The organism is Sphingomonas sp. 22176, from assembly GCF_052045505.1.
GTDB lineage: Bacteria > Pseudomonadota > Alphaproteobacteria > Sphingomonadales > Sphingomonadaceae > Sphingomonas.
Genome location: NZ_JBQEPL010000010.1, coordinates 81,513 through 105,596 on the forward strand (window position 1 = coordinate 81,513; position 24,084 = coordinate 105,596).

Consider the following 24,084-nt stretch of genomic DNA (forward strand, 5'->3'; position numbering starts at 1 on the left):
TCCAGAACTGGAGCGATCGTCCGCCTCTCCGGATGTTAGCGATCACAGGTTAACCGGTTACATTCTCGCCTTGATATCTCAACTTGTTTTTCTCATAGATTGAAAAAACAAGATATTTTCCGCCAACGAGCGGTAATTATGTTTCAAATGGGAGAGGAACGCGTCATGTCAACGTCGCTAAAACTATGCTTGCTGCTCGGCAGCGTGCTGTCGGGTGCACCCGCGTTTGCGCAAACCGGATCTTCCCCCGATCTCGCCGCGCCCAGCCCACAGGACCAGACGCCGACGGCGGCCGCCATGGGGCAGGATAGCTCGGCTCCCGCGCCGGACGACACGACCGCTGCTCGCGATGAGATCGTCGTCACCGGCATCCGCGCCAGCCTCAGCTCCTCGGCGCAGGTGAAGCGCGAGGCCAACCAGATCGTCGACTCCATCAGTGCGGTAGATGTCGGCAAGTTCCCCGACGCGAATATCGCCGAATCGCTCCAGCGCATCACCGGCGTCGCGATCGACCGTTCGGGCGGCGAAGGCCAGTTCATCACGGTTCGCGGCCTCGGCCCCGAGTTCAACACGGTGCTGGTCAATGGCCGCGTCATGGCGACCGACAATGCCGGCCGCGAATTTTCTTTCGACGTCCTCTCGTCGAACATGATCCAGCGCACCGACGTCTTCAAATCGAGCGTGCCCGAGCTGCAGGAAGGCGGCATCGGCGCAACGGTCAACATCGTGACCGCGCGCCCGCTCAAGGGCCCCGGCGGCTTGCAGGCGGCGGCGCAGATCGGCGGCATCTATGATCGCTCGCGCAAGAAGGTGTCGCCCGATCTCTCGGCCACCGTCTCCTATGCCAATCCGGACAAGACCTTCGGGGTGTTGCTGGCCGGCTCCTACACTAAGCGCCAAAGCCAGACCGACACGATCGCGATCGACGGCTGGATCAATGGCCGCCCGAACATCGTGCAGTTGATCGGCGGCGTGCCGACGATGATCACCGGCACCGATCCACGCTATCCGGTCACCGGCAACGCCAACCTGCCGCAGAGCCTCTACTACCAGCGCGCACAGGAGGAACGCGAGCGGATCAACGTCTCCGGCGCGGTTCAGCTCAAACCGAGCGACAATCTCGAGATCACCGTCGACGGCATCTACTCGCGCTTCAACATCTCCGGCGTGACCCGTCGCCTCGACAACTTCATGGCTGCACCTTATTTTCAGCCGACGTTCGACGGCACCAACACGGCGACCGGCCTCACCATGCTCGGGCGCGACTTCATTGCCCAGAACCCGCAATTCCTGGCCGCCAACCCCGATCTGACGAACAACGGCGTCAACGCTAAGGTCGATCACGTCTACAACACGACCAACCGCAAGTCCGACAGCTATCAAATCGGCGCCAATCTAAAATGGAATCCGGCGGAAAACATAGAGCTGCGCTTCGACGCCTCCACCACCGGCGCCAATCGCAGCTCGCCCAACGCCTATCTCGTCTATGGTGCGCTGCTGCCGTACAATTACCAGTTCAAGCTTGACGGCGGCAACGGCATCCCGTCGATCTCTTTCGACAACAACATCATCAACAATCCCGATCTGATGCGTCTTCACTATATGGGGATCGACGCCAACCGCTCGCGCGATCGCGGCTCGGAATATCATTTCGACACCAAGTTCGACGTCGACCGCTCGATCCTGCGCAACGTCATGGTCGGCCTGTCCTATACCGAGCGGAGAAAGGTCAACCGCTCGTTCAACAACAGCGACACCAGCTGCACCTATTGCGGCTATCAGGTGCCGATCGCGCAGGGGCTGCTGAAGCCCTATCAATGGGGCGACCTGCTCGGCGGCGGCCAGAACATCCCGCCCTCGGTATTCGAGGTCGATCCGCAGGCCTTCCTCGCCTATCTGAACAATCCCGCAACCCTCGCTATTCCCTCCAACGGGCGCACCCCGCAGCAGCAGGCGGCGTTCGCGGCACAGGTGCAGGCGCTGGACGGCGGCCCCTTCGGCGTCCGCGAGCAGCTGCGCGGCACCGTCAACGTGCGCGAGCGGCTCACCGCGGGCTATATCAGCATGCAGTTCGGCAACGATCGCTGGACCGGCAATGCCGGGGTCCGCGTGATCCGCACCGAGGTGCTGTCCTCTGGCTTCGACACGCCGGTGACGAGCATCAACAACACGCCCGGCGACGACACGCTCCAATATACCTATGGCCCCGCCACGGCGATCGCAGTGCGCAGCAGCTACCTCAACGCGCTTCCCTCAGCCAACATCAAATACAGCCTGACGGACAAGCTGATCGCCCGCGCCGCCTTTTCCCAGACGATCACGCGCCCGACGCTGACCGATCTTGGCGTCAACAACGACTATGGCGGCCGCATCGCCGTGCCGCTGTCCTCTGGCGGCAATCCCAGCTTGCTGCCGTTTCGCTCGACCAATTACGATCTATCGGTCGAATGGTACCTGTCGCGCGTCAGCTATATCAGCGTGGGCGGCTTCTATAAGGACCTGTCCGACTTCCTCGAGCTGCAGACGCTGCCGGTCGACCGCTTCGGCCGCATCTACCAGGACACACGCACCCGCAACGGTCAGACCGGGACAATCAAGGGAATCGAGGTCGGCGCGCAATATTCACTTGATGCGCTGGGCGGCTTCGTCGGCGGGTTCGGAGTGACCGGCAACTACACCTATGTCGCCAGCAGCGCGAAGCGCGACCAGACGCTGAGCGATTTCTCCTGCGGCTATAACGGCTTGTCGCCCCACTCGGCGAACGGCAGCGTGTTCTACGAGAAATACGGGATCTCGGCGCGCGTATCCTACAACTGGCGTTCGGACTATCTGCGCAACTGCCGCGACAGCCAATCGCGACCGCGCAATCGCTCGGCCTACGGACAGCTCGATTTCAACCTGTCGTATGACCTCACGCCCAACTTCCAGCTTTATCTCCAGGGCGTCAACGTGACGAATACAAAGATCGACGAGTGGTCGGCCATCGAGGAGCGATACCTGCTCCGGCAGGAAACTGGCGCGCGCTACAATTTCGGCGTTCGCATAAAGCTTTGAGACTGCGGCGGCGGCGCCCTCCGCGCCGCCGCTCATAACCGCCGCTGCACTGTTCGTTCGGGATCTGGGTGAGCCCAGCCTATCGGGGTTCAGGGCACCCGTACCCGCTGCGGACGCGGTGGTCTATGTCTGCTGGCCGTTACTTGCCAACTCCAAATCTGTCGGTGTTTTTCGGCGATAGCCCTATGATCCTTCGTCAAGCGCCAAGATTTGTCCCTCCGAGATCAACCGCTCGCGCAGCTGCGGATAGGGAACCGCCTGCACGGGCAGCTTGCCCTGGATCGCCAGATCCGCGGCGGCCGCCGCAGATTGGCCGAGGATCATGAAGACCGGTTCCATCCGGATCGTGCCATAGGCGATGTGCGACGCCGACAGGGCGACCGGAACCAAAAGGTTCTGGGCCTCCGCGCGCTTCGGCACGATGGCGTCGTAGCTGATCGGGTAGGCGTGGCCGACGGGCACCTCGATATTGCCCTCGTTGCGCACATGACCCTTGGCATCGACGATGCGCTGGGTGTTGTGCGAATCCATTTGGTACGAGCCCATGCCGATCGGCCGCGGCGTCGGCTGGAGGCCGCGTACCTGCGGCTCCGCCATCACGAAATCGGACACCATTCGCCGCGCCTCGCGGACATACATCTCCCGCGGCCAACCGGCGCTGGCAGTGAATTCGTCGCGGCACAGGCCCCAGCGCCCCATCTCCGCGCGGGTCTCGGCCGGCACATGCCGGTCGTGCGCCATGAACCACAACAGGCCCTGCTGATACCGGACATGCGCGCGCGCTATCGCCTGGCGTTCGGTGTCGCTGCCTTCCGGGTAGCGATAATTCCTGCCGATATTGTCCGTGGAGAACGCGCCGAAATTGTTCACGTCCGCCTTGCCGTTCGGAATGCGATCGAACTTCTGGAAGAAGTTGCGATAGCCCGCGTCCATGTAGCGCTGCAGCAGCGCATATTGGCTGGCGTCGTATCCCGCCGGCTTGGGCAGCGGCAGACGGTTGGACGCCACGTCCGTCAGGCACAATCGATAGGTATAGGCCTGGATCTTGGTATCGGCGCTGCCGTCAGGTGCAGGCTTCTCGGCACTGATCCGCGGCAGCAGGCCGCTGCCGGGGTCCCCGAGTATTCTGTACGGGTCGATATCGAGCGTGAACTGATGGTTGGTCGTCTTGCCGAGTTGGACCCCGTTCAGCGTCTCGCCATAGGTGGCATTCGCCTCGCGCCCGACCGTGAACGAGACCCCCGCGGCCGCCATCAGGTCGCCCTCGTAGCTAGCATCGATAAACATGCGCCCGGCGAACCGCCGCCCCGTCTTGGATCGGAAGGCGACCAGCGTCGCGCCGCGTCGTTCGACCCCTTGGCGGCTGCGGTCGAGCGGCTGGCGCCGCTCGACACGGACGCCGGCGCTGCGCACCCAGTCCTCCAGGATGCGCTCGGCGACTTTGGGTTCGAATTGCCACATCGCGCCATCGTCGATGAAGTTCTCGGCGCGTGCCGGTCGCGGCGCATGGATCCAGGCGCTCGGGTCGTCATAATGCCGTTTCACGCGGCGGTAGAATTCGAGCGCCAGCCCGCCGATCGCACGATGGTTGCCGGTGTCGGACCAGCTGAGACCATTGGTGGTCATCCCACCGAGATAGGCGTCCCGGCAGACCAGCGTGACGCTGCGTCCGAGGCGTCGGCCCTCAATCGCGGCCATCACGCCCCCGGCGGTGCAGCCATAGATGACGATGTCGGCGGGGAGCGGGGCCTTGCGCGCCACGGCCGGAGCAGACGCGGCGAGCAGCGCCGCCGAAGCGAGGAGAAGCGATCGCATGCCCGTGCTCCTCAAAACGTCGCTGCCAGGCCGAAGAAGATGCGCCGATCTTCCCGCGCGCTCGTCAGCAGCCGCAGCGAGTCCTGCAGATATTGCCGATCGATCGAGCGGGTGAGGTTGATCGCCTCCACGGTCAGCCGCAGGCTGCGGGTGAGGTTGAGCTGCGCCGATGCGTCGAGCTGGCCGCGCCCCGCCGCATAGGAACTGCCGCCGGCGGCGGCGCTCCCCTGGCCGAGCAGATAGCTGGAACGATAGATATAGGCGACGCGGGCGGAGAGCGTCTTGTCCTCATAGAAGCCGATCAGATTGTAGCTGTGCTTGGACAGCCCCGGCAGCGGCAGGCTAGCGCGCGTCGCCTCGTCGATCAGCGGCGTCTCGCTGTCGACATAGGTGTAGTTCGCCTGCACGCCGAGGTTGCCGAGCAGGCCGGGCAGGAAACGCAGCGACTGCTGATAGGCGACCTCCACGCCCTTGATCCTACCCGACGCGCCGTTGACCGGCTGGGTGATCTGGAACGCGCCATAAGTCTGGCCGGTGCTCGGGTCTACCTGGTCCGACAGGCCAGGGATGAATTCGCTTTGGGTACGGTTGAGCGTGAAGGAGTCGACGTTCTTGTAGAAGCCGGCGACCGTCAGCGCGCTGGAGGGCGCGAAATACCATTCGAGTGTCGCGTCGTACTGGGTCGCCTCGAACGGGCGCAGGCCGGGATTGCCGCGCGAACCCGTCCGCGACACGAAGAGCGGCACGAAGCTCACGCCCACGTCGCTGAGGCTGGGCCGCGCGACGACCTTCGCGGCGGCGACCCGGAAGGTGAGGTCGCGGCGGAGGCTGAGGGCGGCGTTGGCGCTCGGCAGCCAATAGCCGAAGCGCGACTTGGACGCCGTCGGCTGGGTGTCCGAAAGATAGCCCGAGGAGATCCGCTCGAAAGTGATGTAGCGGACGCCGGCATTGCCGGTGAGCGGCAGCGATCCGATTGTGCCTTCGAAATTGCCCTTGGCATAGAAGGCCAGCGTATCCTGGCGGACGTCCTTGATCGAGACGCGCCCGAACGGGATCGTGTCGGCGCGCGGCACGGGCAGGCCGAAGGCGTCGCGCGCGGCCTGCTTGCTCGTGGTGCCGCCGAGGATGTCGTGCGGGAAATTGCCGGGCACGCCCGGGTAGAAGCTACCCTGTTCGTTATTGTAGACCAGCCCGGGAAGCTCATCGACAGTCAGGATCCCGTTGCCATTCTTGTCCCCGCGCGACAGCAGGCTGGCCGCCGTCGGGATGTTCTGTGGCGCTTCGGAATAGAATTGGATCGACTCGTAGCGGCTGCCGACCTCGACCGTCTTGAGCGGGCCGGCATCGGTGCGGATGGTGAAGTCCACTCGGCCGTCATAGCCTTTATTGTTGGTACGGAAGTCGTTCTCGAAGATCGACGCGAGCTGGTACTGCGCCGGATCGTTCGGGTTGAAGTTGGACGCGAGCGACAGGTCAGGCACGGTGCCGCCGCGCGAGAAGTCGATCGTGGCGTTGGCGGTGCGGCCAGCGCGCGGCACCACCACATAGGTGAAGGACGCGCCGGGTCCCCCATCCGTGCCGATGCCCTTGGCGTAGGACGCATCGGCCTTCACCGTGACGATTTCGCCCTCATATTTGGTCGAGAAGCCAATGTTGGTGGACTTGAACTCGGTCGGCTCGTCATAGACCAGCGGGCGGACGGTCACCCCGGTATAGGTGGAGCGTACCACCGTGCCGTTGGCGTCGGCGACCGCACCGACGTCGTTGTCGTTGAACAGGATCTGGTAGTTCGCGCTCTGCCGGTTGCGCTTGAGCCGCGTATAGGTGCCGTCGAGGATCATCTCCCAGCGTTCCCCCGGCCGATACTGGACCGAGCTGTTGAGCGTCAGCCGCTCCTCAGCACGATCGTAGATCCGCGCCATATAGCGATTGGGGCGGTACAGACCGGGATCGTTCACCCCGTCGCCATTGCCGTCGATATTATTCGTGCGCGTCCAGCCGCCGGTGTCGAACGAATAGCCGCGGGTGTGCGTGTTGGAATAGGCCGCGCTGGCGAGAATCCCGAAATTCTCGGCGAACGTCTTCGACACTAAGGCCGATCCGCGATAGCCGAGATGATCCGCCTGGTCGGTATAGGCCCCCTGCAGCCGGCCACTGACAACGAAATCGGCGAGCTCCAGCGGCCGCTTGGTCTTGAGGTTGACGGTCGCCCCCAGCGCGCCTTCGGGCATGTCGGCGGTCGGCGATTTCGATACGACGATGCTGGAGATGATCTCCGGGCTCACCGACTCCAGCGAGGCGCTGCCCCCGGCACCGGGGCCCAGAAAGGTACGGCCGTTGATCTCGAGCCGGTTCTGCGAAATGCCGCGCACCGTGAAGTTCGATCCGTCGCCTTCGCGGCGGGTGATCTGCACGCCGGTGATCCGGCTCATCGACTCGGCGACATTCTGGTCCGGCAGCTTGCCGATGTCCTGCGCGGTGATGACGTCGACGATATTGCCGGCGGCGCGCTTCACATTGATCGATTGCTGCAGCGAGGCGCGGATGCCGGTGACGACGATCTCCTCGCCCGCGCCCGGTGCCTCCTGCGGTTCGGGCTCCGCCGTCACCTGCATCGACGCCGGTTCCGCCTCCGCGACGGCGGGCGTGAGCGACGCCCGTTCGTTCGCCGCTCGGCGGCGCAGGACGATCGCGCCGCCCGCGCGCACCGGCACCAGATCCGTGCCGTCAAGCAACCGGCGCAGCGCCGCGGCGACGTCGAGCGATCCCTTTACGGGGTTGACCCGGAGATTGTCCGCGAGGGGCCCCGGTACGAGGATCTGGATACCAGCCTGATGGGCGAATTGGGGGATGCCGGTGCGCGCTGGCTGCGCGGAGACGTCGAACTGGCGCGTCTGGGCCGTCGCGGTCGCGATCGGCGCCACGGACGCAACCAAAAGCGCGGCCGAGCCGAGGATTTGAGAACGCACGGAAACCATGGGTGAACCTCTCCCTGTGTCGGCGCTTTCTGTTCCGAAGCGCTCACCCCGTACGAGCCGGCGGGCCGGCAATTCCGTCAGCGCTGCTCCGGCTTTTTCCGCGCGATGCGGATTTCCTGAGGCGTTATGGTCACCTGGGCGCCGAATGAGGTGGCAAGCGTGGCGGCGAAATCACCGGGCTTGTCGATCTGGAAGAGGCCGATCAGCCGCTCCCGCGCCAGATCCTGATCCTCGATCACGAGCTGCTGCCGGTTATAGCGGTTGAACTGGCCGACCGCGTTGGAGACTGTTTCGTTCTCCAGCGCGATCTCGCCGCTGCGCCAGGCCAGGGCGCGCGTGATCGCGGCAGGTGCGGTGCCGACGACGGGCGCGGCCGCACCAGCATGAAAGCGCGCGAACTGGCCTGCCTCAATGATCGTCATCGCGCCGCTGGCGTCCGCCGCCCATACTGCCACCGTGCCCTCGGTCACGGCGATTTCCACGCCCTGATCGCGCCGCTCCACGGAAAAGGCGGTTCCCACCGCCCGCACGAGCGCAATACCGGCATCGACCACGAAGGGACGGGCGCGATCCTTGGCGACCTGGAACCAGGCCTGACCATGATCGAGCGAGACACGGCGGATGTTCCGCTCCAATGCGACGCTGAGTGCGCTGTCGGTGTTGATCATCGCGACCGATCCGTCGGCGAGCGGCAGGCGGCGGATTTCGCCGCGTGCCGTCTCGACATGCTGCGCACGCCAATATTGCCATCCAAACAGCCCGGTTACGCTGGCGGCGAGCGCGGCGCCCGCGCCGGCGAGGAACCGGCGACGCGCAGGTGGTGAAGAATGCGCCAGTGCCGCGCGATCCGCGGGCGCTGCGACCGCCTGGTCAACGAGGCTCAGCCCGGCCATCGCTCGCAGCAATGCTCCTGCATGGCGGGGATCTTCCGCCAACCATGCCTTGATTTCGGCCTCGCCCGCCCTATCGAGCGGGTGGCGCAGCGCCCACTCGGCGGCGGCCTGCTCAACGCGATCGGACATGCGTTCTTTCCTTCTCCGACGCGGGGATGGTCTCGTCTGCTTCGGTCAGCATCCGCAGAATCGCACGAAGGCTGCGGCTGGCATCATTCTCCACCACCATCTCTGTCACGCCGAGCCGTGCTGCAATTTCCTTCTGGCTCAGCCCGTCGACGCGGCGGAGCAGGAAGATCCTTCGCGCGCGATCGGACAGGGTGGCCAGCGCGGCACGCACCCGGTCGAGTTCCTGACGCCCCACCGCAATTCGATCGGGTAGTGGCAGGTCGCTCGCCAGTTCGTTGCCCTCGGCTTCGGCGATGGGCTCAATCCGAACGACGCGGGCGCGCTGCCGCTGCCGATGGGCCAGGTTTCGCGCCATGCTGAACAAGTAGGCGCGCGGCTCGGCGATGTGGGATAAGTCGGAGAGCTGCGAGAGCCGGCAATAGCATTCCTGCACGATGTCCTCCACGTCCTCAGCCGCCACGACGCGCGACCGCAACCAACCGCGAAGGTCGCGTTCGTGGGGCAGAATCTCGCGTCCCACCCATGCCGCCAGTGCCGTCCGTTCCGTGGCTGCTCTCCTCTTCGCTTCCTTCGAGACATGAGATCGCATTTTCCGTCAGGGCGAAATAACAGTTTCAGAGGCGAACACCGCTCCGCAGCGCGGAAGTAAACGCGGCGCAACGTGATGTCCGGCCACGCGTGGCGCTCTCTTCAAGCCGTTGTTCATTCTGTCCTTTCACGCCCATCCTCAAGTCGAGAGAGTTGTCGGGCGACAACTCTCGTTTTGGCAGCCAAGATAAATCACCGCTATATTGCAATTGTTCGGTGGAATGGCTCAGGGTCAGGACCCATTGATGTGAGCGTCGCAATCTGATTCAGGCTCTGGAAGGAGACCGGGATGAGCGACTTGTTTTGGCTAACGGATGAGCAGATCGAGCGGCTTCGACCGAAGAGCCATGGCCGTCCGAGGGTAGATGACAGGCGGGTGCTGAGCGGCATCGTGTTCGTAAACCGCAATGGGCTGCGCTGGCGAGATGCGTCGAGCGAATACGGGCCGCACAAGACGCTGTACAACCGGTGGAAGCGTTGGGGCGAGCCGTTGTATTCACGCGAATGTTGGAAGGTCTCGCTGCAACTGGTGCCGAGCCGAAGACAGTCATGATCGATGCAACCTACCTGAAGGCGCACCGCGCGGCCTCGAGCCTGTGGGTAAAAAAGGGGATCTCGGCCGCCTGATCGGCCGCACCAAGGGCGGCATGAACACCAAGCTCCATGCCGTCGCCGATGCGAATGGGCGCCTTTTGAGCGTCTTCATGACAGCAGGCCAGGTCAGCGACTACACCGGTGCGGCTGCGCTGCTCGATGATATGCCCAAGGCGCAGTGGCTGCTTGGCGATCGTGGCGACGACGCTGACTGGTTCAGGGACGCGCTCTAGGCCAAGGGAATTCAGCCGTGCATCCCGGGCCGGCGATCCCGCAACAAACCCATCAGGTATGACAAACGCCGCTATCGGCGTCGAAGCCGTATCGAGATTATGTTCGGACGCCTCAAGGACTGGCGCCGCGTCGCGACCCGCTACGACCGCTGCCCAACGGCTTTCTTCTCCCGTTGCCCTCGCTGCCACCGTCATCTTCTGGCTGTGATCAACAAGTCCTGACCCTAGCAACGTTCTTTCCAATCCCGGCCGATCACATACGCTGGAAGGGCTTTACAAAGCTCCATCACCGGAACGACGGAAGAGTGCCTGCTGCGCGGGCAAACGGTGATCGACGACGCCCTTCTCGACAAGCGAGTGCCTCAGGAGGCGTACGATCGAACGTTTCGGAAGCGCGTTGCCGTATGGGCCGCCGATTTCCGAAGATTCGAGGCGCGAGAGCTTGGAAGGACGTGCAATTTCAAGATGAACCGCCGCAGGTCGTATCGCTCTCGACCATCGGCGACGAGGGGCAAAGCTGACGGTGATTCGATCGCAGCACGGAGGTCTCCGGCTATCATCATAATGCGGGCGGCGCATTCCTCATGCAGCACCGAGGATGGTATCGCGTCAGCTCGGGACGTACTCTCTTCCGGGAGTTCGCCTTAAGACCCTTCTCGAGGAGACAGAGCGTTAGACCATATCTAGCCCTCGCCAGCCACAGAGCGGCACGATCTCTTTTCCTCAACCCGGCGTTGCCACGATCCTCGGCAGGCTGCGGATTGGTTCCACAGTGATGTGTCGGAACCAGGTCTCGGCACCTTCGGATTGCAGTTGGATACGCCCATGGGTCAGCGCCGTTCGCTTTCCGTCGGAGCCGATTACCGCGAGGTCCTTTGCTTCGGCAACCGGCACCCCGTTGACAACATGTACCGCCCGATCGCCCAGCACGTAGAGATCCAGCACGTTCCATTCGCCTTCGGGCTTCTCGGCATCGACCGCGGCCTCGACATTCCAGGTCGCGGTCCCGTTGATCATGTCGACCACGCGTCCGTCGGTGTGGAACCGCAAGTGCGGGGCGACCAGCGAGTCATCGAAGGCGATATTGGTTCGCGCGCGGAGCGCCTTGCCCACCATCACCAGCATGCCGGTCGAACCCTGCATAATCTCGAACTCCACGGACGGTTGCCACGTGCCGAACACCTCACCCGGCCTGCCATGGGTGTGATAGAGCAGGCCGTTGTTCGGCGGCAGCGTCGCGCGCGGCGCCCAGCGTTTGGGGCCCCATTTGAACTCGAGCCGCAGGTGGTAATCGCGCAGATCGGCGCGGTGTACCAGACTGCCCCAGGTCTCGCCCTTTGCCCAGATCGCGGGCTCGCCATCGATGGTGCGCACGGCGAAGTCACCGCTGGTGTCCCGTGACGTGCCGATCGGAGCCGCAGCCCGATCGCCGCGATAGGTGATCGCGGGATCCGCATAGCCGAGCCAGGGCTGCCAGCCGTCCAGCGACTTGCCGTCGAACAGGGCGATCGATCCCCCGGTCGGCTTGGGCAGATCGACGAGCGTGAGATGCTGCGGTGCCGCGCTGGTCGGTCCGGCGAGCGCGCGGGCGAGTTCCTTGGAGTCCTGGTCACCGCCCGCCAATGGCAGCGAAAGCAGAAGGGCGAGCGTACGGAGCATCTTGGGCATCCTTCGTGGGCGGGGTGAATCGACGGCGTGCCGAGCGTAACGCGTCGCAAGGCGCGGGCAAGGCGTTGCGCGCCCGCGCAGTGCGAAGCGCGGATGGGTATCAGCGTGCCAGCGGCTCCAGTTGAAGCAACAGCACGTCATTGGTCTGCAGTGCGATCGGGACGCTAAGCGTACCGGAGCCGGGTACGATTACCGTCGCGTCGCGTTCGGGCAGGTCGCGGGTCAGGCGCTGAAGTGCGGCGACCTGCGTCTCGGTCAGTGCTTTCGGCCTGTCGAGGTCGATATAGGCCGAGAACGCGTCGTTGTGACGATAGCCGGTTCGGAACAAGCGCAGCTTGTACTTGCCGGGGCGCAGATGGGCCAGCTGGACGGACGCAGGCGGCGCCGGCTTGGCAGGGACGAGCTTGCCGTAGAAGGAGCGATTGCTCACCGGCTGCTCGGGCTGATGCCAGTCCCAAAGCACCACCGCCAGCTTCGCGCCATCGACCGCGGCGATGCTATGCGGGTCGCCGGTCGGCACCTCGCGCCCGTGCAGCGCGTTGAGATATTTGTAGGCGAACCAGGCTGGCTTGCGGATGCCTTGCGGGTTCATCAGCCCGAAGCCGCCCTCAAAGGGGGCCGTCGGCGGGCCTGGCTCCTCGAACAGGTCGCTGAAGGTCCAGTAGCTCATGCTCTGCGCGATACCCTGCACCGCCTTGAGCTTGGTGAGGATGTAGGCTGCGCTCACATAGGAATCATGGACGAAGTCGCGGGGCGTGTAGCTGGTGCTCCATTCGGTGAAGTAGAGCGGCAGATTTGGATAGGGCGAGGCAGCGATCTGCTGGCGGACGTTGCGCACATCGCCGACGATCGCGTCCGGTGAGGACGATAGCTTGGTATCCTGCTTTCCCTGCTCGTCGAGGAAGCCGCCCTCTACGCCGTAGGTGTGGGTAGTTACGAAATCGACCGGCGTGCCGCGCTTGTGCATATCCGCCAAGAACTCGGGCACCCAAGCTGCGCCGGCAGTGGAGGGGCCACCTACGCGCAGCGCCGGATCGACTGCCTTGATGGCACGCGCGCTGGCGTCATAGATGTCGAAATAGGCCGCCTTGTCGGCCTTTTCCCAGAAGCCGTCGAGATTGGGCTCGTTCCACACCTCGAAGAACCAGCTGTGCACCTCCTCCCGGCCATAGCGCTCCTGCGCGTGGCGGACAAAGGCGGTGAGCAGGTCGCGCCACGCTCCCAGTTCCGGATGCGACGTATTGCCCTTCCAGTAGAAGATCGAATTGTCGGAGGTCTTCAGCGCGTCGGGCGTGAAGCCGAGTTCGACGAAGGGCCTCAGTCCCCGCGCGCGCAGCTTGTCGTACAGCGCGTCGATACCCGACCAGTCATAGGTGATCCTGCCGTTCTCGCGCTTCACGGTGCCCAGCACGTCGTGGAAGATCGCGTGGAAGCGGACATAGCGGAAGCCGAGCTCGTCATGTGCGGTCTTCAGCTGGGCCATGGAATCGTCGCGGCGCAGCGTGCCGGGATAATCGGAGCCGATCGACAGATCGAAGAAGCGATCGACCGGCGCCTTAGCGGTGGCGATATCGACCTGGACGGTGCGGGCGTGGGGCTGGGCGAGGGCCGGCAGCGGCGCGAGGCCGAGCAGCAGGCCGCCGAGTGCAAGCGGCAGGGCGTTCTTGGTCAAGGCATCTTCTCCTGGAGCGCGTGCCGGTGCGGTGGCGCGGAGGTCACGCGTCATCCGCCCGGCAGGTCTTCGCGACCAAATGGTCATGCGCCGGCAGCCGCGGCAGCGCGCCCTCCAGCTCGGCACGGCGCTGCGCGAACAGCCGGTCGAGCGCGTCGAGCGGCGGCCGGTCGGCGGTCGGTTCATGGCCGCGCGGGAACCGTCCCTGGCCCAGCAGCACCGCCACCCAGCTCGCCTCGGCGTGCGATTCCCGATCGTAGAGCGGCACCCGCCCGATCGCGTCCCAAAGCGCTAGCTTGTGCGCTAGCGTGTCGGGTAGCGCCATTGCCGCCATGTCACGCCAGAAGGGTTCGGGGCGGCGGCTGATGCAGTAGTGGGCGATGAGGAAGTCGCGGATCCGCTCATATTCGCCGATCGTCTCGCGATTATATTCGGCGATCACCGCGGGGTCGGCGGCACCGATGCTGGGCAGCAGTTCGGCGAGGCGGACGAGGCCGGTCTGGACGAGCTGGAGGCTGGTCGATTCCAGCGGCTCCATGAACCCCGCGGCGAGCCCGATCGCGACGACATTGTGCGCCCAGAAGCGCTCGCGCCGACCGGTGGTGAAGCGCAAGGGGCGCGGATCGCCGATCGCGTCGCCATCGAGGTTCGCCGCGAGCCATGCCGCCGCTTCGTCGTCCGAGAGATAGGCGCTGCTATAGACCAGCCCGTTGCCGGTGCGGTGCTGGAGCGGGATGCGCCACTGCCAGCCCACGGCATGGGCGGTGGAGCGGGTGAATGGCGTGAACCGGCCGGCGCGCGTGCAGCCCTGCGCCAGCGCGCGATCGGCGGGCAGCCAGCGCGACCAGTCGACAAAGGGGGTACCCAGCGCCTCGCCCAGCAGGCGGCTGGCGAAGCCGGTGCAGTCGATGAACAGGTCGCCTGCGATCCGCCGCTGGCCTTCGAGCCGCAGCGCGGCCAGATCGCCGGTGCTGGGATCGCGCTCGGCGGCGAGGATGCGCCCTTCGATGCGGGTGACGCCGCGCGCCTCGGCATAGCTACGCAGCAGCTGCGCGTAGAGCCCGGCGTCGAAATGATAGGCGTAGCGATATTCGGCCGCCTCGCCGCGTAGCGCCTCAGGGGGCGCGAACCGGTCCTGTGCGGCGGCGAGGGCGGGCATCGACCAGCCGTCGATCGGATCGGCGATGCGCCCCGCAGCCCGCAGCCGCAGCCAGTGATGATGAGGCGCGAGGCCTTCAATCGGCGCGCCGAAATCACCAAAGCCGTGAAAGTGGCGGTTGCCGGCCTCGCCCCAGCCGACGAACTCGATGCCGAGCTTGAAGCTGCCCTGCGTCGCGGCGACGAAATCGGGCTCATGCAGCCCGAGCAGGCGGTTGAAATCGCGGAGGATCGGCACGGTCGCTTCGCCGACCCCGATGGTGCCGATCGCTTGCGATTCGACCAGGGTGATCCGCGTATCGGGTACAGGCCGCAGCCGCGCGAACAGGGCCGCGGCCATCCAGCCCGCGCTCCCGCCGCCTGCGATGATGATGTGCTGCGCCACGCCTGCGTCCGTCCCGAGCTGCCCTGTGCCGGCTACTCCGGCCGGCAGATGAAATGCGCCCCCGGAAACCTTGCGGCGTCCGGGGGCGGAGGTGGAGGAAGTTAGAAGACCGAGCGGACCAGGAAGGCGAAGCGCCGGTCGGTATCCGTCCAGCTGTAGCGCGGCTTGAGATCCGGATCGCCAACGTCGAGGAAGGTCCGCGAGTTGAGCAGGTTGGTGCCCTGCACGCCGATCTTCACATGCTTGTTGATCGAGTAGAGGATCGACGCATCCAGCTGCCCGTAGGACTCCGACCAGACCGGGAAGTTGATGTTCGCGGCCGAGGTCGTCAGCAGATAGTGCGAGCGCCAGTTATACGCGGCGCGTGCCGAGATGCCGTACTTCTCGTAGATCAGGGCTGCGTTGTACGAGTACTTCGACAGGCCTTCCAGCGGCAGTTCCTTGCCGGCGCCGGCGGTCTGGTTGGAGTCGAACACGTTGATCGCCGTGTTCTTGCCGCCCGAGGAGTCGACGATGGTGTAGTTGCCCTGGAAGCCCAGACCCGACAGAGCACCGGGCAGCATGTCGAAGAACTGCGTATAGCTGAACTCGACGCCCTTGATCTTGCCGCTGGAGCCGTTGGTCAGCTGCGTCACGTCAAACGTGAGCGTCTGGCCGTTGCTGGTGAACTGCCGCTCACTGGTGCCGGCGAAGATATAGTTGCTGATGTCCTTGTAAAAGCCAGCGACCGTAATGCTGTTCGCGCGCCCGAAATACCATTCGAGGCTCGCGTCGAACTGGTTGGAGCGGGTAGGCTTCAGGTTGGGGTTGCCCGCAGTGCCGGTGAACGGCGTCAGGCGACCGTTGATGCCGACGCCAGTTGCGACCGCCGCGTTCGGCGTGCTCGCGAAACTGTAGCCCAACTGCACATAGGGGTTGAGCTGCGCGAACGTCGGACGCGAGATCGCCTTGCCCGCCGCGAAGCGGAGCTGGAGATTGTCCTTCACGAAGAAGCGAAGGTTCAGCGTCGGCAGCACGTCGGTATAGTCGTTGCGGGCGCTGGTCGCCAAGCCCAGCGAGCCCTGGGCGAAGGCCTGTGCCGCGGTGAACTGCGTGCAGTCGGCAGCGGTGGTCAGCTGGCCGTCGCGCGGGCCGCCGACGATCGGGGTGCCGGGAACGCAGGTGCCGCTCGGGAAGGCGGGCAGCGACGCGCCGGAGCCGACCGCCGAGATCTCGGTGCGGATCACGCGGACGCCGATATTGCCGTCGAAATGGCCGATCGGGCTCGTGTCCATGCCGAAGCGGGCGACCAGATAGCCGGCATAGGTCCGCTCGGTCTGGTCGTTGACGCCGCCGCCCGACAGGCCGGAGACGCTGACGTCGCTGTTGTACGGCTTCCAGCCCTTGCTGACATATTGCAGATAGTCGGCATAGGCAGCCGACGGGCTGCGCTGCACCAGGCTGGCCGCCGGGAACCAGAAGCCGGCGCCCGGAGACGCGACCTTGCCGCGGAAGAAATTGTTGTAGTTGATCAGCTGCGACTGGTTCGGCAGCCCCGGATTCTGGGCACCGCCCGCGAAACCGGTCGGCGGCGTGGTCGCCGCAAAGCCGGTCTGGTTCAGATAGACCGGCGTGCCGGGATCCCAATACTGCGCCGACAGCTCGGCCCAGTTGTAGCCGGTCTGACGCGTGATCGCGTTCCGATCGGTATAACGGCCGCCGACCTTGAGCGAGCGCAGGAAGCCCTCGTCGAACTTGTATTCGACGTCGGCACGGCCCGACCATTCATGCGCTTCATTGTCTTCGAGATGGTCCATCGCCGCGGCCCACCAATAGTCGCTCTGCTTGGTCAGCGAGCCGCCTGCCGGCGTTGGCGTGATGACCAGCTTGGGATCGTCGCCGCTGAAGTTGAAGTCGAAGGTGGCCGGCGTGTTGGTCTGGGTGAACGCGGTCATGCTGCTCACCTGCGCCGTCGACTTCACATATTGCAGGTCGCCGGTGACGGTCCAGTGCGTGTCGGGCGTCCAGCGCAGGTTGCCCGAGAAATCCTGGGTGCGCTTGCGCTGATAGCCGGAACGCGTATCGAGGCTGAGCTGACGGTTGGCAATGACGCCGGAGACGAGCTCGTGGTTCGGGCCGAACTTGTACGAGGCGTCGTCGGTCGGCGGGGTGCCGTTGTCGCCGATCGCATATTCGATGTCGCGCGGCGTCGCCTGGGCGATCAGCGCCTCAGCGGTGAAGACCAGCGTGTCGCTCGGCTTCCACTGGAACGAGCCGTCGAACGCGGTGCGCTTCTGCTGCCAGTCGATGCGGCGCAGGCCCATGTTGGCGGGGATGTAGACGTTGCTGCCGGCAGCCAGCCCGCCCTGCGCGGCTGTCAGCGTTCCGCGGTCATAGCGGCCGTTGGAGATGCTGTCGGTGCGGTTGCCGATATTGTTAATCGAGTAGCTGAGCAGCAGGCCCATCTCGCCGAGCGGCGTGTTCCAGCGGCCGCTGGCCAGCCCGTTGCCCGACCAATAGGCCTTCTTGCGCAGATCGGCATAGTTCACGTCGCCCGAGAGCGCGAAGACATAGCCCGGCGCGTCGAACGGCTTGCGGGTGCGCAGGTTGACAATGCCGCCGATGCCGCCTTCGACCAGGTCGGCCGAGGGGTTCTTGAACACGTCGACGCCGACCAGCAGGTCCGAGGAGACGTCCTCGAACGACAGGCCGCGGCCGTTGTTCGCCGAGAAGACGTCGCGGCCGTTGAGCTCCGAGCGGACCCAGGACAGGCCGCGGACGAACACGCCGCCGCCTTCGGACGACAGGCGTGCCGGGTCGCGATTTTCGTTGGTGCGCTGGAGCGTGATGCCCGGCACGCGCTGCAGCGCTTCCGAGACCGAGCGATCGGGCAGGGCGCCGATATCCTGCGCGGTGATCGAATCGACTACCTGTTCGGCGTCGCGCTTGCGGTTGCGCGCACTCTGCAGCGAGGCGCGGATGCCGGTAACAACGATTTCCTGGGCGCCGTCGGCCGCGGGGCGATCCGTCGCGGTAGCATCCTGGGTCGCGGCTTCGCTGCCCTGCGGCGCGGCGGCCGCGGTCTGGGCGAGGGCGGTGCCCGACAGCCCGAGCAATGACAGCGTTGCCAGCGAGGCGCCAGCGCGCAGCGCGGCGGTCAACGAAGCAGCATGAAAAGATGACGAGAAACGGTTGATCATGAGTCCCCTCCCTGGGCGCCACCGGCGCCGGTCGCAGATGGTGTGGCGGCGCATCGCATCGCATCGCATGCCGCGCACGCGGTGCCGGTGTGGTCCCGGCATCCGAGTGTTCGCGCTACCATTTGCTCAGATTGATCGCAACAATAATGTGAAACAAAGGTTTGCCAATGAAACCTGTTCACGTTAACGACATAAATTTTCCATTGAATCAGCTTCTTAGGTACGCGAGTGTCGTGGAGGCAGCGTAAGCCAAAGTCCTGCGTCCTGCTCGGCAGGAGTTTGATGCAGATGGGTCAAGACACGGCGCCCTTTGTGAGGCTTTGACGGGAAAGTCCGCTACCAGTCAGGTGCAAATTTCATTCATCTGTAAAAGTAAATTTCTAAACAGCGGTTTCCTTTGTGGTCTGGTAGCGCTAACCTGTTGGCACGCGATCGTGAGAGACGCGGCGGCTAATGCGCGGGAGGGGAGAGGAATGCGGCGTTCCATGTCGCTTGGCATGTTTGCGGCGCTTGCCATCCTCGCCGTGCCGGTGGGCGGTGCAGCCCGCGCGCAAATTCCCTATCGCTGGATCAATGTGACGGTGGGTGCCGGCGGCTATGCGCCGGGTATCGCATTCAGTCCGGCCGAGCGCGGGCTCGCCTATCTGCGCACCGATATGGGTGGAGCCTATCGCTGGGACGCTGCCGCGGCGCGCTGGGTGCCGCTGCAGGATGGCAACGTTGTCTCAAGCTATATGGGCATCGAGAGCATCGCCCCCGACCCGCACGATCCGGCGGTGGTATATATGGCTGCGGGCATGGGCGCGAACGCCCCTGCGGCGATCCTGCGATCGACCGATCGCGGAGCGACCTGGGCAGTGATCCCGGTGCCGTTCGCGATGGGCGGCAACGAGGCGGGCCGCGGCCTGGGCGAGCGGCTGGCGGTGGATCCCAACCGCACCAGCACCTTGTTCCTCGGCACGCGGCATGACGGCCTGTGGCGCAGCGACGATTCGGGCGCGCACTGGAGCAAGCTCGCCGCCTTTCCCGTGGCGGGGCTGGGCAGGCCCGCACCGCGCCAGACGCATGGCGGCGTGGCGTTCGTGCTGTTCGATCCGAGCAGCGGCGCGCGCGGCACCGGCTCGCGGCGTATCTGGGCGGGGGTCGCCGATCCCGGCGCCGTCCACCTCTATCGTTCAGAGGATGGCGGCGCGTCCTGGCTGTCGGTCGCTGGGCCGGGGCCGGAGATGCTGGCGGTGAAGGCGGCGATCGCGGCGGACGGCACGCTCTATGTCGGCTATGCCACCGGCATCGGCCAGAGCGATGCGCGGGACGGTGCGGTGTGGCGCTTCGCGCCGGACGGCAAGGGCCAGGCGATCACGCCACCCGATCACCGAGAAGGGGGCATTTTGGGCGTGGCGGTGGCTGCGTCGGCGCCGGGCACCGTGGGGATCAGCACGCTCGACCGCTACACGCTGGGCGATACGCTGTGGCTGTCGCACGACGGCGGCGCGCACTGGGACGATCTCGGCCCGCGCAGCCGGCGCGACATCGCCGCCTCGCCCTTCCTGCTCCACGAGGGCAAGGGCGCGGATTTCGGACATTGGATCACCGGCCTTGCGATCGATCCCTTCGATGCCGGGCACATCGCCTACACCACCGGGGCGACGGTCTATGCGACGGTCAAGGCGGAGCAGGCGCGGGTCGACTGGGCCCCCTGGGTGCGCGGCATCGAGCAGACCGCGATCATCACGCTCACCTCGCCGACCGGCGGCGCGCATCTCGTCTCCGGCTTCGGCGACCTCGCCGGTTTCGTGCACGACGATTTCGCGGTCTCGCCGCAGCCGAGCTTCACCAATCCCTATCTCTCCAACACCAACACGCTGGACTATGCCGGCCGCAAGCCGAGCGTGATCGTGCGCAGCGGCAGCCTCTATGCCAACCGCCCGCGCGACGCTTCGCTCGGGCGTTCGGACGACGGCGGGCGCAGCTGGGCGCCGGTGAGGGTGCCGGCGATGGGCAACCCGCCCGCCCGTGCCGACCTGAACGGCGAGGCGGCGATCAGCGTCTCCGCCGATGGCGGCACGATGCTGGTGGCAACGCCCGAGCCGCTGCGCACGCGCGACGGCGGCAAGACCTGGCTGCGGGTGGAGGGGCTGCCAGGCAGCACCCGCGCCACCGCGGACAAGGTCGACCCCACGCGCTTCTACGCGGTGAGCGACACCCATGTGCTGGGCTCGCGCGACGGCGGGGCGCATTTCGCGCCGCTCGCCGGACGGGGGCTGCCGAGGGACCTTTCGGCGGCGCGCATCCGCAACCGCGAGCAGCAATCGACCCTGGTCGCCTCGCCCGTCGCGGCGGGCGAGCTTTGGCTGAAGTTGGGCGGTCAGCTGTGGCGCAGCACGGACGGCGGTGCCTCGTTCCAACCGTCCAGCGGCGCGCTGCAGGTGGAGCTGTTCGGGCTGGGCAAGGGGAGGGGGCGTGAACCCGGTCTCTATGCCGTGGGCACGCTGGACGGACTGCGCGCGGTGTGGCGCTCGGACGATCTGGGGAAACATTGGCAGCGGATCAACGACGACGGGCACCAATGGGGCCTGCGGTTCCGCGTGGTTTCGGGCGATCCGCGCATTGCCGGGCGGGTGTATCTCGGCACGGATGGGCGCGGGCTGTTCTATGGCGATCCGGCAGGGGAGATAAAATGAAATTGCATTTGCTTGGGAGCGCGGCGCTCGCGCTGCTGTCGGCCGGTACGGCGGCAGCGCAGACCGCGACACCGGTGCCGCATATCGAGACGAAGAACGGCCGCCACGCGCTGATCGTCGACGGCGCGCCGTTCCTGATGCTGGGGGCGCAGGTCAACAACTCTAGCAACTATGCCGAGCCCTTGGCCACCGCCTGGCCGGTGCTCGATCGGATGCACGCCAACACGGTGGAAGTGCCGATCGCCTGGCAGCAGGTGGAGCCGCGCGAGGGCCAGTTCGACCTCAGCTTCCTCCAGACGCTGCTCGACCAGGCCCGCGCGCACGACAAGCGCGTCGTGCTGCTGTGGTTCGGCACCTGGAAGAACACGAGCTACAGCTACACGCCCGATTGGGTGAAGCTGGATTCGACGCGCTTCCCGCGGATGAAGACGCGCGACGGCAAGGATCACGGCGTGCTCAGCGCGCACGGCGCCGAGACGCTGAAGGCCGACATGCGCGCCTTCGTGAAGGTGATGGAATATCTCCGCGACCATGATCCGCAAAACACGGTGATCCTGGTCCAGCCCGAGAACGAGACCGGCAGCTATCGCAACCCCCGTGACTATTCGGGCGAGGGCAACCGGCTGTTCGCACAGGCCATCCCGTCCGAACTCGCCAAGAAGACGGGCAAGCGCGGCACCTGGGCGGAGGCGTTCGGCGCGCAGGCCGATCGTGCGTTCAACAGCTGGTATGTCGCGCGCTACGTCAACGCGATCGCGGCGGCGGGCAAGGCGGTGAAGCCGCTGCCGATGTACGTCAACGCCGCCCTTGCCGGCGCCTCGAACGTTCCCGATCCGGACGGCGTGGCGAGCGGCGGTCCGCAGCAGGACGTGCTCGACATCTGGAAGGCGGCTGCGCCCTCGCTCGATTTCGCGGCGCCCGATCTCTATGATCGCAGCAGCGATAATGTCTCGCTTTACCTGCAGAAATACGCCCGGGCCGACAATGCGCTGATGGTGCCGGAGATCGGCAATGCGCGCGAGTTCGCGCGCTTCTTCTACGAGGCGCTGGGCCACGGCGCGATCGGCTTCGCGCCGTTCGGCATGGACAGCACCGGCTATTTCAACTTCCCGCTCGGCGCGCGCGATCTCGATTCCGCGACGCTGGATGCCTTCGCGCTGCCCTATCAGACGCTGGGCGGCATCGCGCGCGACTGGGCGCGGATCGCCTATACCCGCCCGACCTGGGGCGTCGCCAAGCCCGACGACAACAAGCCGCGCAGCACCACGCTCGGCGGCTGGCAGATCACCGCCAGCTGGGGCGAATGGCAGTTCGGGATGAAGGAATGGACCTTCCTCAAGTCCGATCCGGCGCCCTGGGGCGCGGAGAAGATCGGCGGCGTCGCGGTCGCGCAGCTCTCCGAGAACGAGTTCCTGGTGGTGGGCGACCATGTGCGCGTGACCTTCGCGCCCGCGGAAGGCAGCCCACCCAACGGGATCATGCTCCGCGCCGAGGAAGGCAGTTTCGTCGACGGCAAATGGAAGACGGCGCGCGTGTGGAACGGCGACCAGACTGATTACGGGCTCAACCTGATCGACAGGCCGCAGGTCCTCAAGGTCACGATGGGCCGCTATCGCTGAAAGGAGGCGCGCGGGGGAGCTGTGCGCAATCCATTACGCACAAGAAGCGCGTGCGACTGCCATCCGGGCTCGCCATGTAGTTGGATCTTCTTGCATGGCTGGGCGAGATCACTGGTACATAGTTAAGCTAGTTGGGAAGAGAGAAATGACAATGATGCTGCAGACCCGCGGAATGATTCGAGCCGGCTTCGCTGCCGGAGCCTCTCTGTTCGCGCTTGTCGCCGCGCCGGCCTTCGCAGCACCGCTGGCCTCGCTCGATCGCCATGGTGCACGCGTGTCGATCGAGCCCTATGCGCCCAATATCGTCCGGGTGACCATTGCGATGGATCCGGCGCTCGCCGATGCCCCGCCCGGTGACGGTCCAAACGCGAAGCCCGATCTTTCCGGCTGGAGCCACGTCGTCAGCGCCGCCGGGGATGTCTTCACGTCCTCCGCGGTCTCGCTCACGGTCAACGCCGAACCATGGCCCAATGCCCCAACGCAGATGCAGCGCTATTTCGCGCCGTCGCTGCCGCATGTCGGCCTTACCGTTCGCGGACGCGACGGCCGCGTCATCACCGAAATGACCGGGTGGGAAATGGCGCCGGTGCAAGTCAACGGTGAACGTACCTTCCGCGTCGGCGCGAGCTTCGCCGTGCAGCCAGGCGAGCATTATTATGGGCTGGGCCAGAATCAGGAGGGTGTGCTCGACCTGAAGGGCCGCACCATTGACTGCCGGCACAATTATGATGCGCCCGCGGGCGAAAGCGTGTGCGTTCCCTTCATGGTGACGAACAAGGGCTATGGCATCGTGTGGGACAATCCGTCCGCCACAACCGTGTCGCCGGGCCTCAACAACAGCACGCACTGGCAGTCCAAGGTCGGGGAGCGCGTGTCGTTCTTCATCATCACCGGCGACACGACTGACCAGCTCTATGCGGGCTATGCCAAGCTGACCGGCAGCACACCCCTGCCCCCAAGGCGGCGTTCGGCCTGATCCAGTCCAAGGCCCGCTACGAAAGCCAGGCCGAGCTGCTCGGCATCGCGGAGGGCTATCGCAAGCGCAACCTGCCGCTCGACGTGATGGTCCTCGACTGGTTCTACTGGACCCGGATGGGGCGGCTCGACATCGACCGCACCTACTTCCCCGACCCGAAGGGCATGAACGACACGCTGCGCGGCCTGGGCATGCGTTCGATCATCAGCGTGTGGCCGCGGTTCGAGCGGGAATCGCGCTATTACGACTTCCTCGCTGCCAAGGGCTGGTTGCTGCACGACAAGCACGGCAGCGTCGTCGACGGCCTGCCCGTTCGCGCCGACCGCGCCGGCGCGCTGCTCGATTCTACCGCTCCCGAGGCCCGCGCGGGTTCTGGGGCAAGATCCGCGACAATATCGCCTCGCAGGGGTTCGACTGGTTCTGGCTCGACGAAACCGAACCGGATCTGGTGCCGGACGGCCA

11 protein-coding genes and 2 pseudogenes are annotated in these 24,084 nt (G+C 65.5%); 5 read left to right on the forward strand and 8 right to left on the reverse strand.

Features of this window, described 5'->3' with window-relative positions:
* The first annotated feature begins 165 nt into the window (after nt 1–165).
* Complete coding sequence (locus tag ACTJKY_RS20445) at nt 166–3,054, forward strand: TonB-dependent receptor (RefSeq protein ID WP_440847927.1); 2,889 nt, start codon at nt 166–168, stop codon at nt 3,052–3,054.
* 183 nt (nt 3,055–3,237) lie between these two features.
* On the opposite strand, the gene ACTJKY_RS20450 is transcribed toward ACTJKY_RS20445, so the two are convergent.
* From ACTJKY_RS20450 to ACTJKY_RS20465, 4 genes are all read right to left on the reverse strand, one after another.
* Complete coding sequence (locus tag ACTJKY_RS20450; RefSeq protein ID WP_440847928.1) at nt 3,238–4,869, reverse strand: FAD-dependent oxidoreductase; 1,632 nt, start codon at nt 4,867–4,869, stop codon at nt 3,238–3,240.
* An 11-nt stretch (nt 4,870–4,880) separates the two neighbouring features.
* The gene (locus tag ACTJKY_RS20455; protein ID WP_440847929.1) at nt 4,881–7,793 is read right to left on the reverse strand and encodes a TonB-dependent receptor; all 2,913 of its coding nucleotides are present in this window, start codon (nt 7,791–7,793) and stop codon (nt 4,881–4,883) included.
* A gap of 131 nt (nt 7,794–7,924) precedes the next feature.
* Complete coding sequence (locus ACTJKY_RS20460) at nt 7,925–8,869, reverse strand: FecR family protein (protein WP_440847930.1); 945 nt, start codon at nt 8,867–8,869, stop codon at nt 7,925–7,927.
* Entirely contained in the window at nt 8,853–9,389 is a 537-nt protein-coding gene (locus ACTJKY_RS20465) for an RNA polymerase sigma factor (RefSeq protein ID WP_440847938.1), read from the reverse strand. Before ACTJKY_RS20465 ends, ACTJKY_RS20460 begins: the two co-directional genes overlap by 17 nt.
* A 357-nt stretch (nt 9,390–9,746) precedes the next feature.
* On the opposite strand from ACTJKY_RS20465, the pseudogene ACTJKY_RS20470 reads away from it, so the two are divergent.
* A pseudogene (locus ACTJKY_RS20470) lies at nt 9,747–10,492 on the forward strand (IS5 family transposase).
* Between the two features lie 515 nt (nt 10,493–11,007).
* Here ACTJKY_RS20470 and ACTJKY_RS20475 read toward each other — a convergent pair.
* From ACTJKY_RS20475 to ACTJKY_RS20490, 4 genes are all read right to left on the reverse strand, one after another.
* Nucleotides 11,008–11,943 carry a 3-keto-disaccharide hydrolase gene (locus ACTJKY_RS20475; RefSeq protein WP_440847931.1) on the reverse strand — a complete coding sequence of 312 codons (936 nt, stop codon included), beginning with the start codon at nt 11,941–11,943 and terminating at the stop codon, nt 11,008–11,010.
* A 109-nt stretch (nt 11,944–12,052) separates the two neighbouring features.
* Entirely contained in the window at nt 12,053–13,624 is a 1,572-nt protein-coding gene (locus ACTJKY_RS20480) for a GH39 family glycosyl hydrolase (RefSeq protein WP_440847932.1), read from the reverse strand.
* 43 nt (nt 13,625–13,667) lie between these two features.
* Nucleotides 13,668–15,167 carry a tryptophan halogenase family protein gene (locus ACTJKY_RS20485; RefSeq protein WP_440847933.1) on the reverse strand — a complete coding sequence of 500 codons (1,500 nt, stop codon included), beginning with the start codon at nt 15,165–15,167 and terminating at the stop codon, nt 13,668–13,670.
* Between the two features lie 101 nt (nt 15,168–15,268).
* Nucleotides 15,269–18,307 carry a TonB-dependent receptor gene (locus ACTJKY_RS20490; protein ID WP_440847934.1) on the reverse strand — a complete coding sequence of 1,013 codons (3,039 nt, stop codon included), beginning with the start codon at nt 18,305–18,307 and terminating at the stop codon, nt 15,269–15,271.
* Between the two features lie 524 nt (nt 18,308–18,831).
* Between ACTJKY_RS20490 and ACTJKY_RS20495 the strand changes: the two genes are divergently transcribed.
* The 3 genes and pseudogenes from ACTJKY_RS20495 to ACTJKY_RS20505 form a co-directional block, all read left to right on the forward strand.
* Complete coding sequence (locus tag ACTJKY_RS20495; protein WP_440847935.1) at nt 18,832–21,027, forward strand: WD40/YVTN/BNR-like repeat-containing protein; 2,196 nt, start codon at nt 18,832–18,834, stop codon at nt 21,025–21,027.
* Nucleotides 21,024–22,646 (forward strand): DUF5597 domain-containing protein, encoded by a 1,623-nt coding sequence (locus ACTJKY_RS20500; protein ID WP_440847936.1) that lies wholly within the window; start codon nt 21,024–21,026, stop codon nt 22,644–22,646. Before ACTJKY_RS20495 ends, ACTJKY_RS20500 begins: the two co-directional genes overlap by 4 nt.
* 172 nt (nt 22,647–22,818) lie before the next feature.
* Nucleotides 22,819–24,084 (forward strand): annotated as a pseudogene (locus ACTJKY_RS20505) (TIM-barrel domain-containing protein); the annotation flags it as partial.

Bases quoted from the DNA above. Each gene is read 5' to 3' on its own strand.
- ACTJKY_RS20445 (WP_440847927.1), top strand. From the start codon at position 166: ATGTCAACGTCGCTAAAACTATGCTTGCTGCTCGGCAGCGTGCTGTCG.
- ACTJKY_RS20450 (WP_440847928.1), bottom strand. From the start codon at position 4,869: ATGCGATCGCTTCTCCTCGCTTCGGCGGCGCTGCTCGCCGCGTCTGCT.
- ACTJKY_RS20460 (WP_440847930.1), bottom strand. From the start codon at position 8,869: ATGTCCGATCGCGTTGAGCAGGCCGCCGCCGAGTGGGCGCTGCGCCAC.
- ACTJKY_RS20475 (WP_440847931.1), bottom strand. From the start codon at position 11,943: ATGCTCCGTACGCTCGCCCTTCTGCTTTCGCTGCCATTGGCGGGCGGT.
- ACTJKY_RS20495 (WP_440847935.1), top strand. From the start codon at position 18,832: ATGTCGCTTGGCATGTTTGCGGCGCTTGCCATCCTCGCCGTGCCGGTG.
- ACTJKY_RS20500 (WP_440847936.1), top strand. From the start codon at position 21,024: ATGAAATTGCATTTGCTTGGGAGCGCGGCGCTCGCGCTGCTGTCGGCC.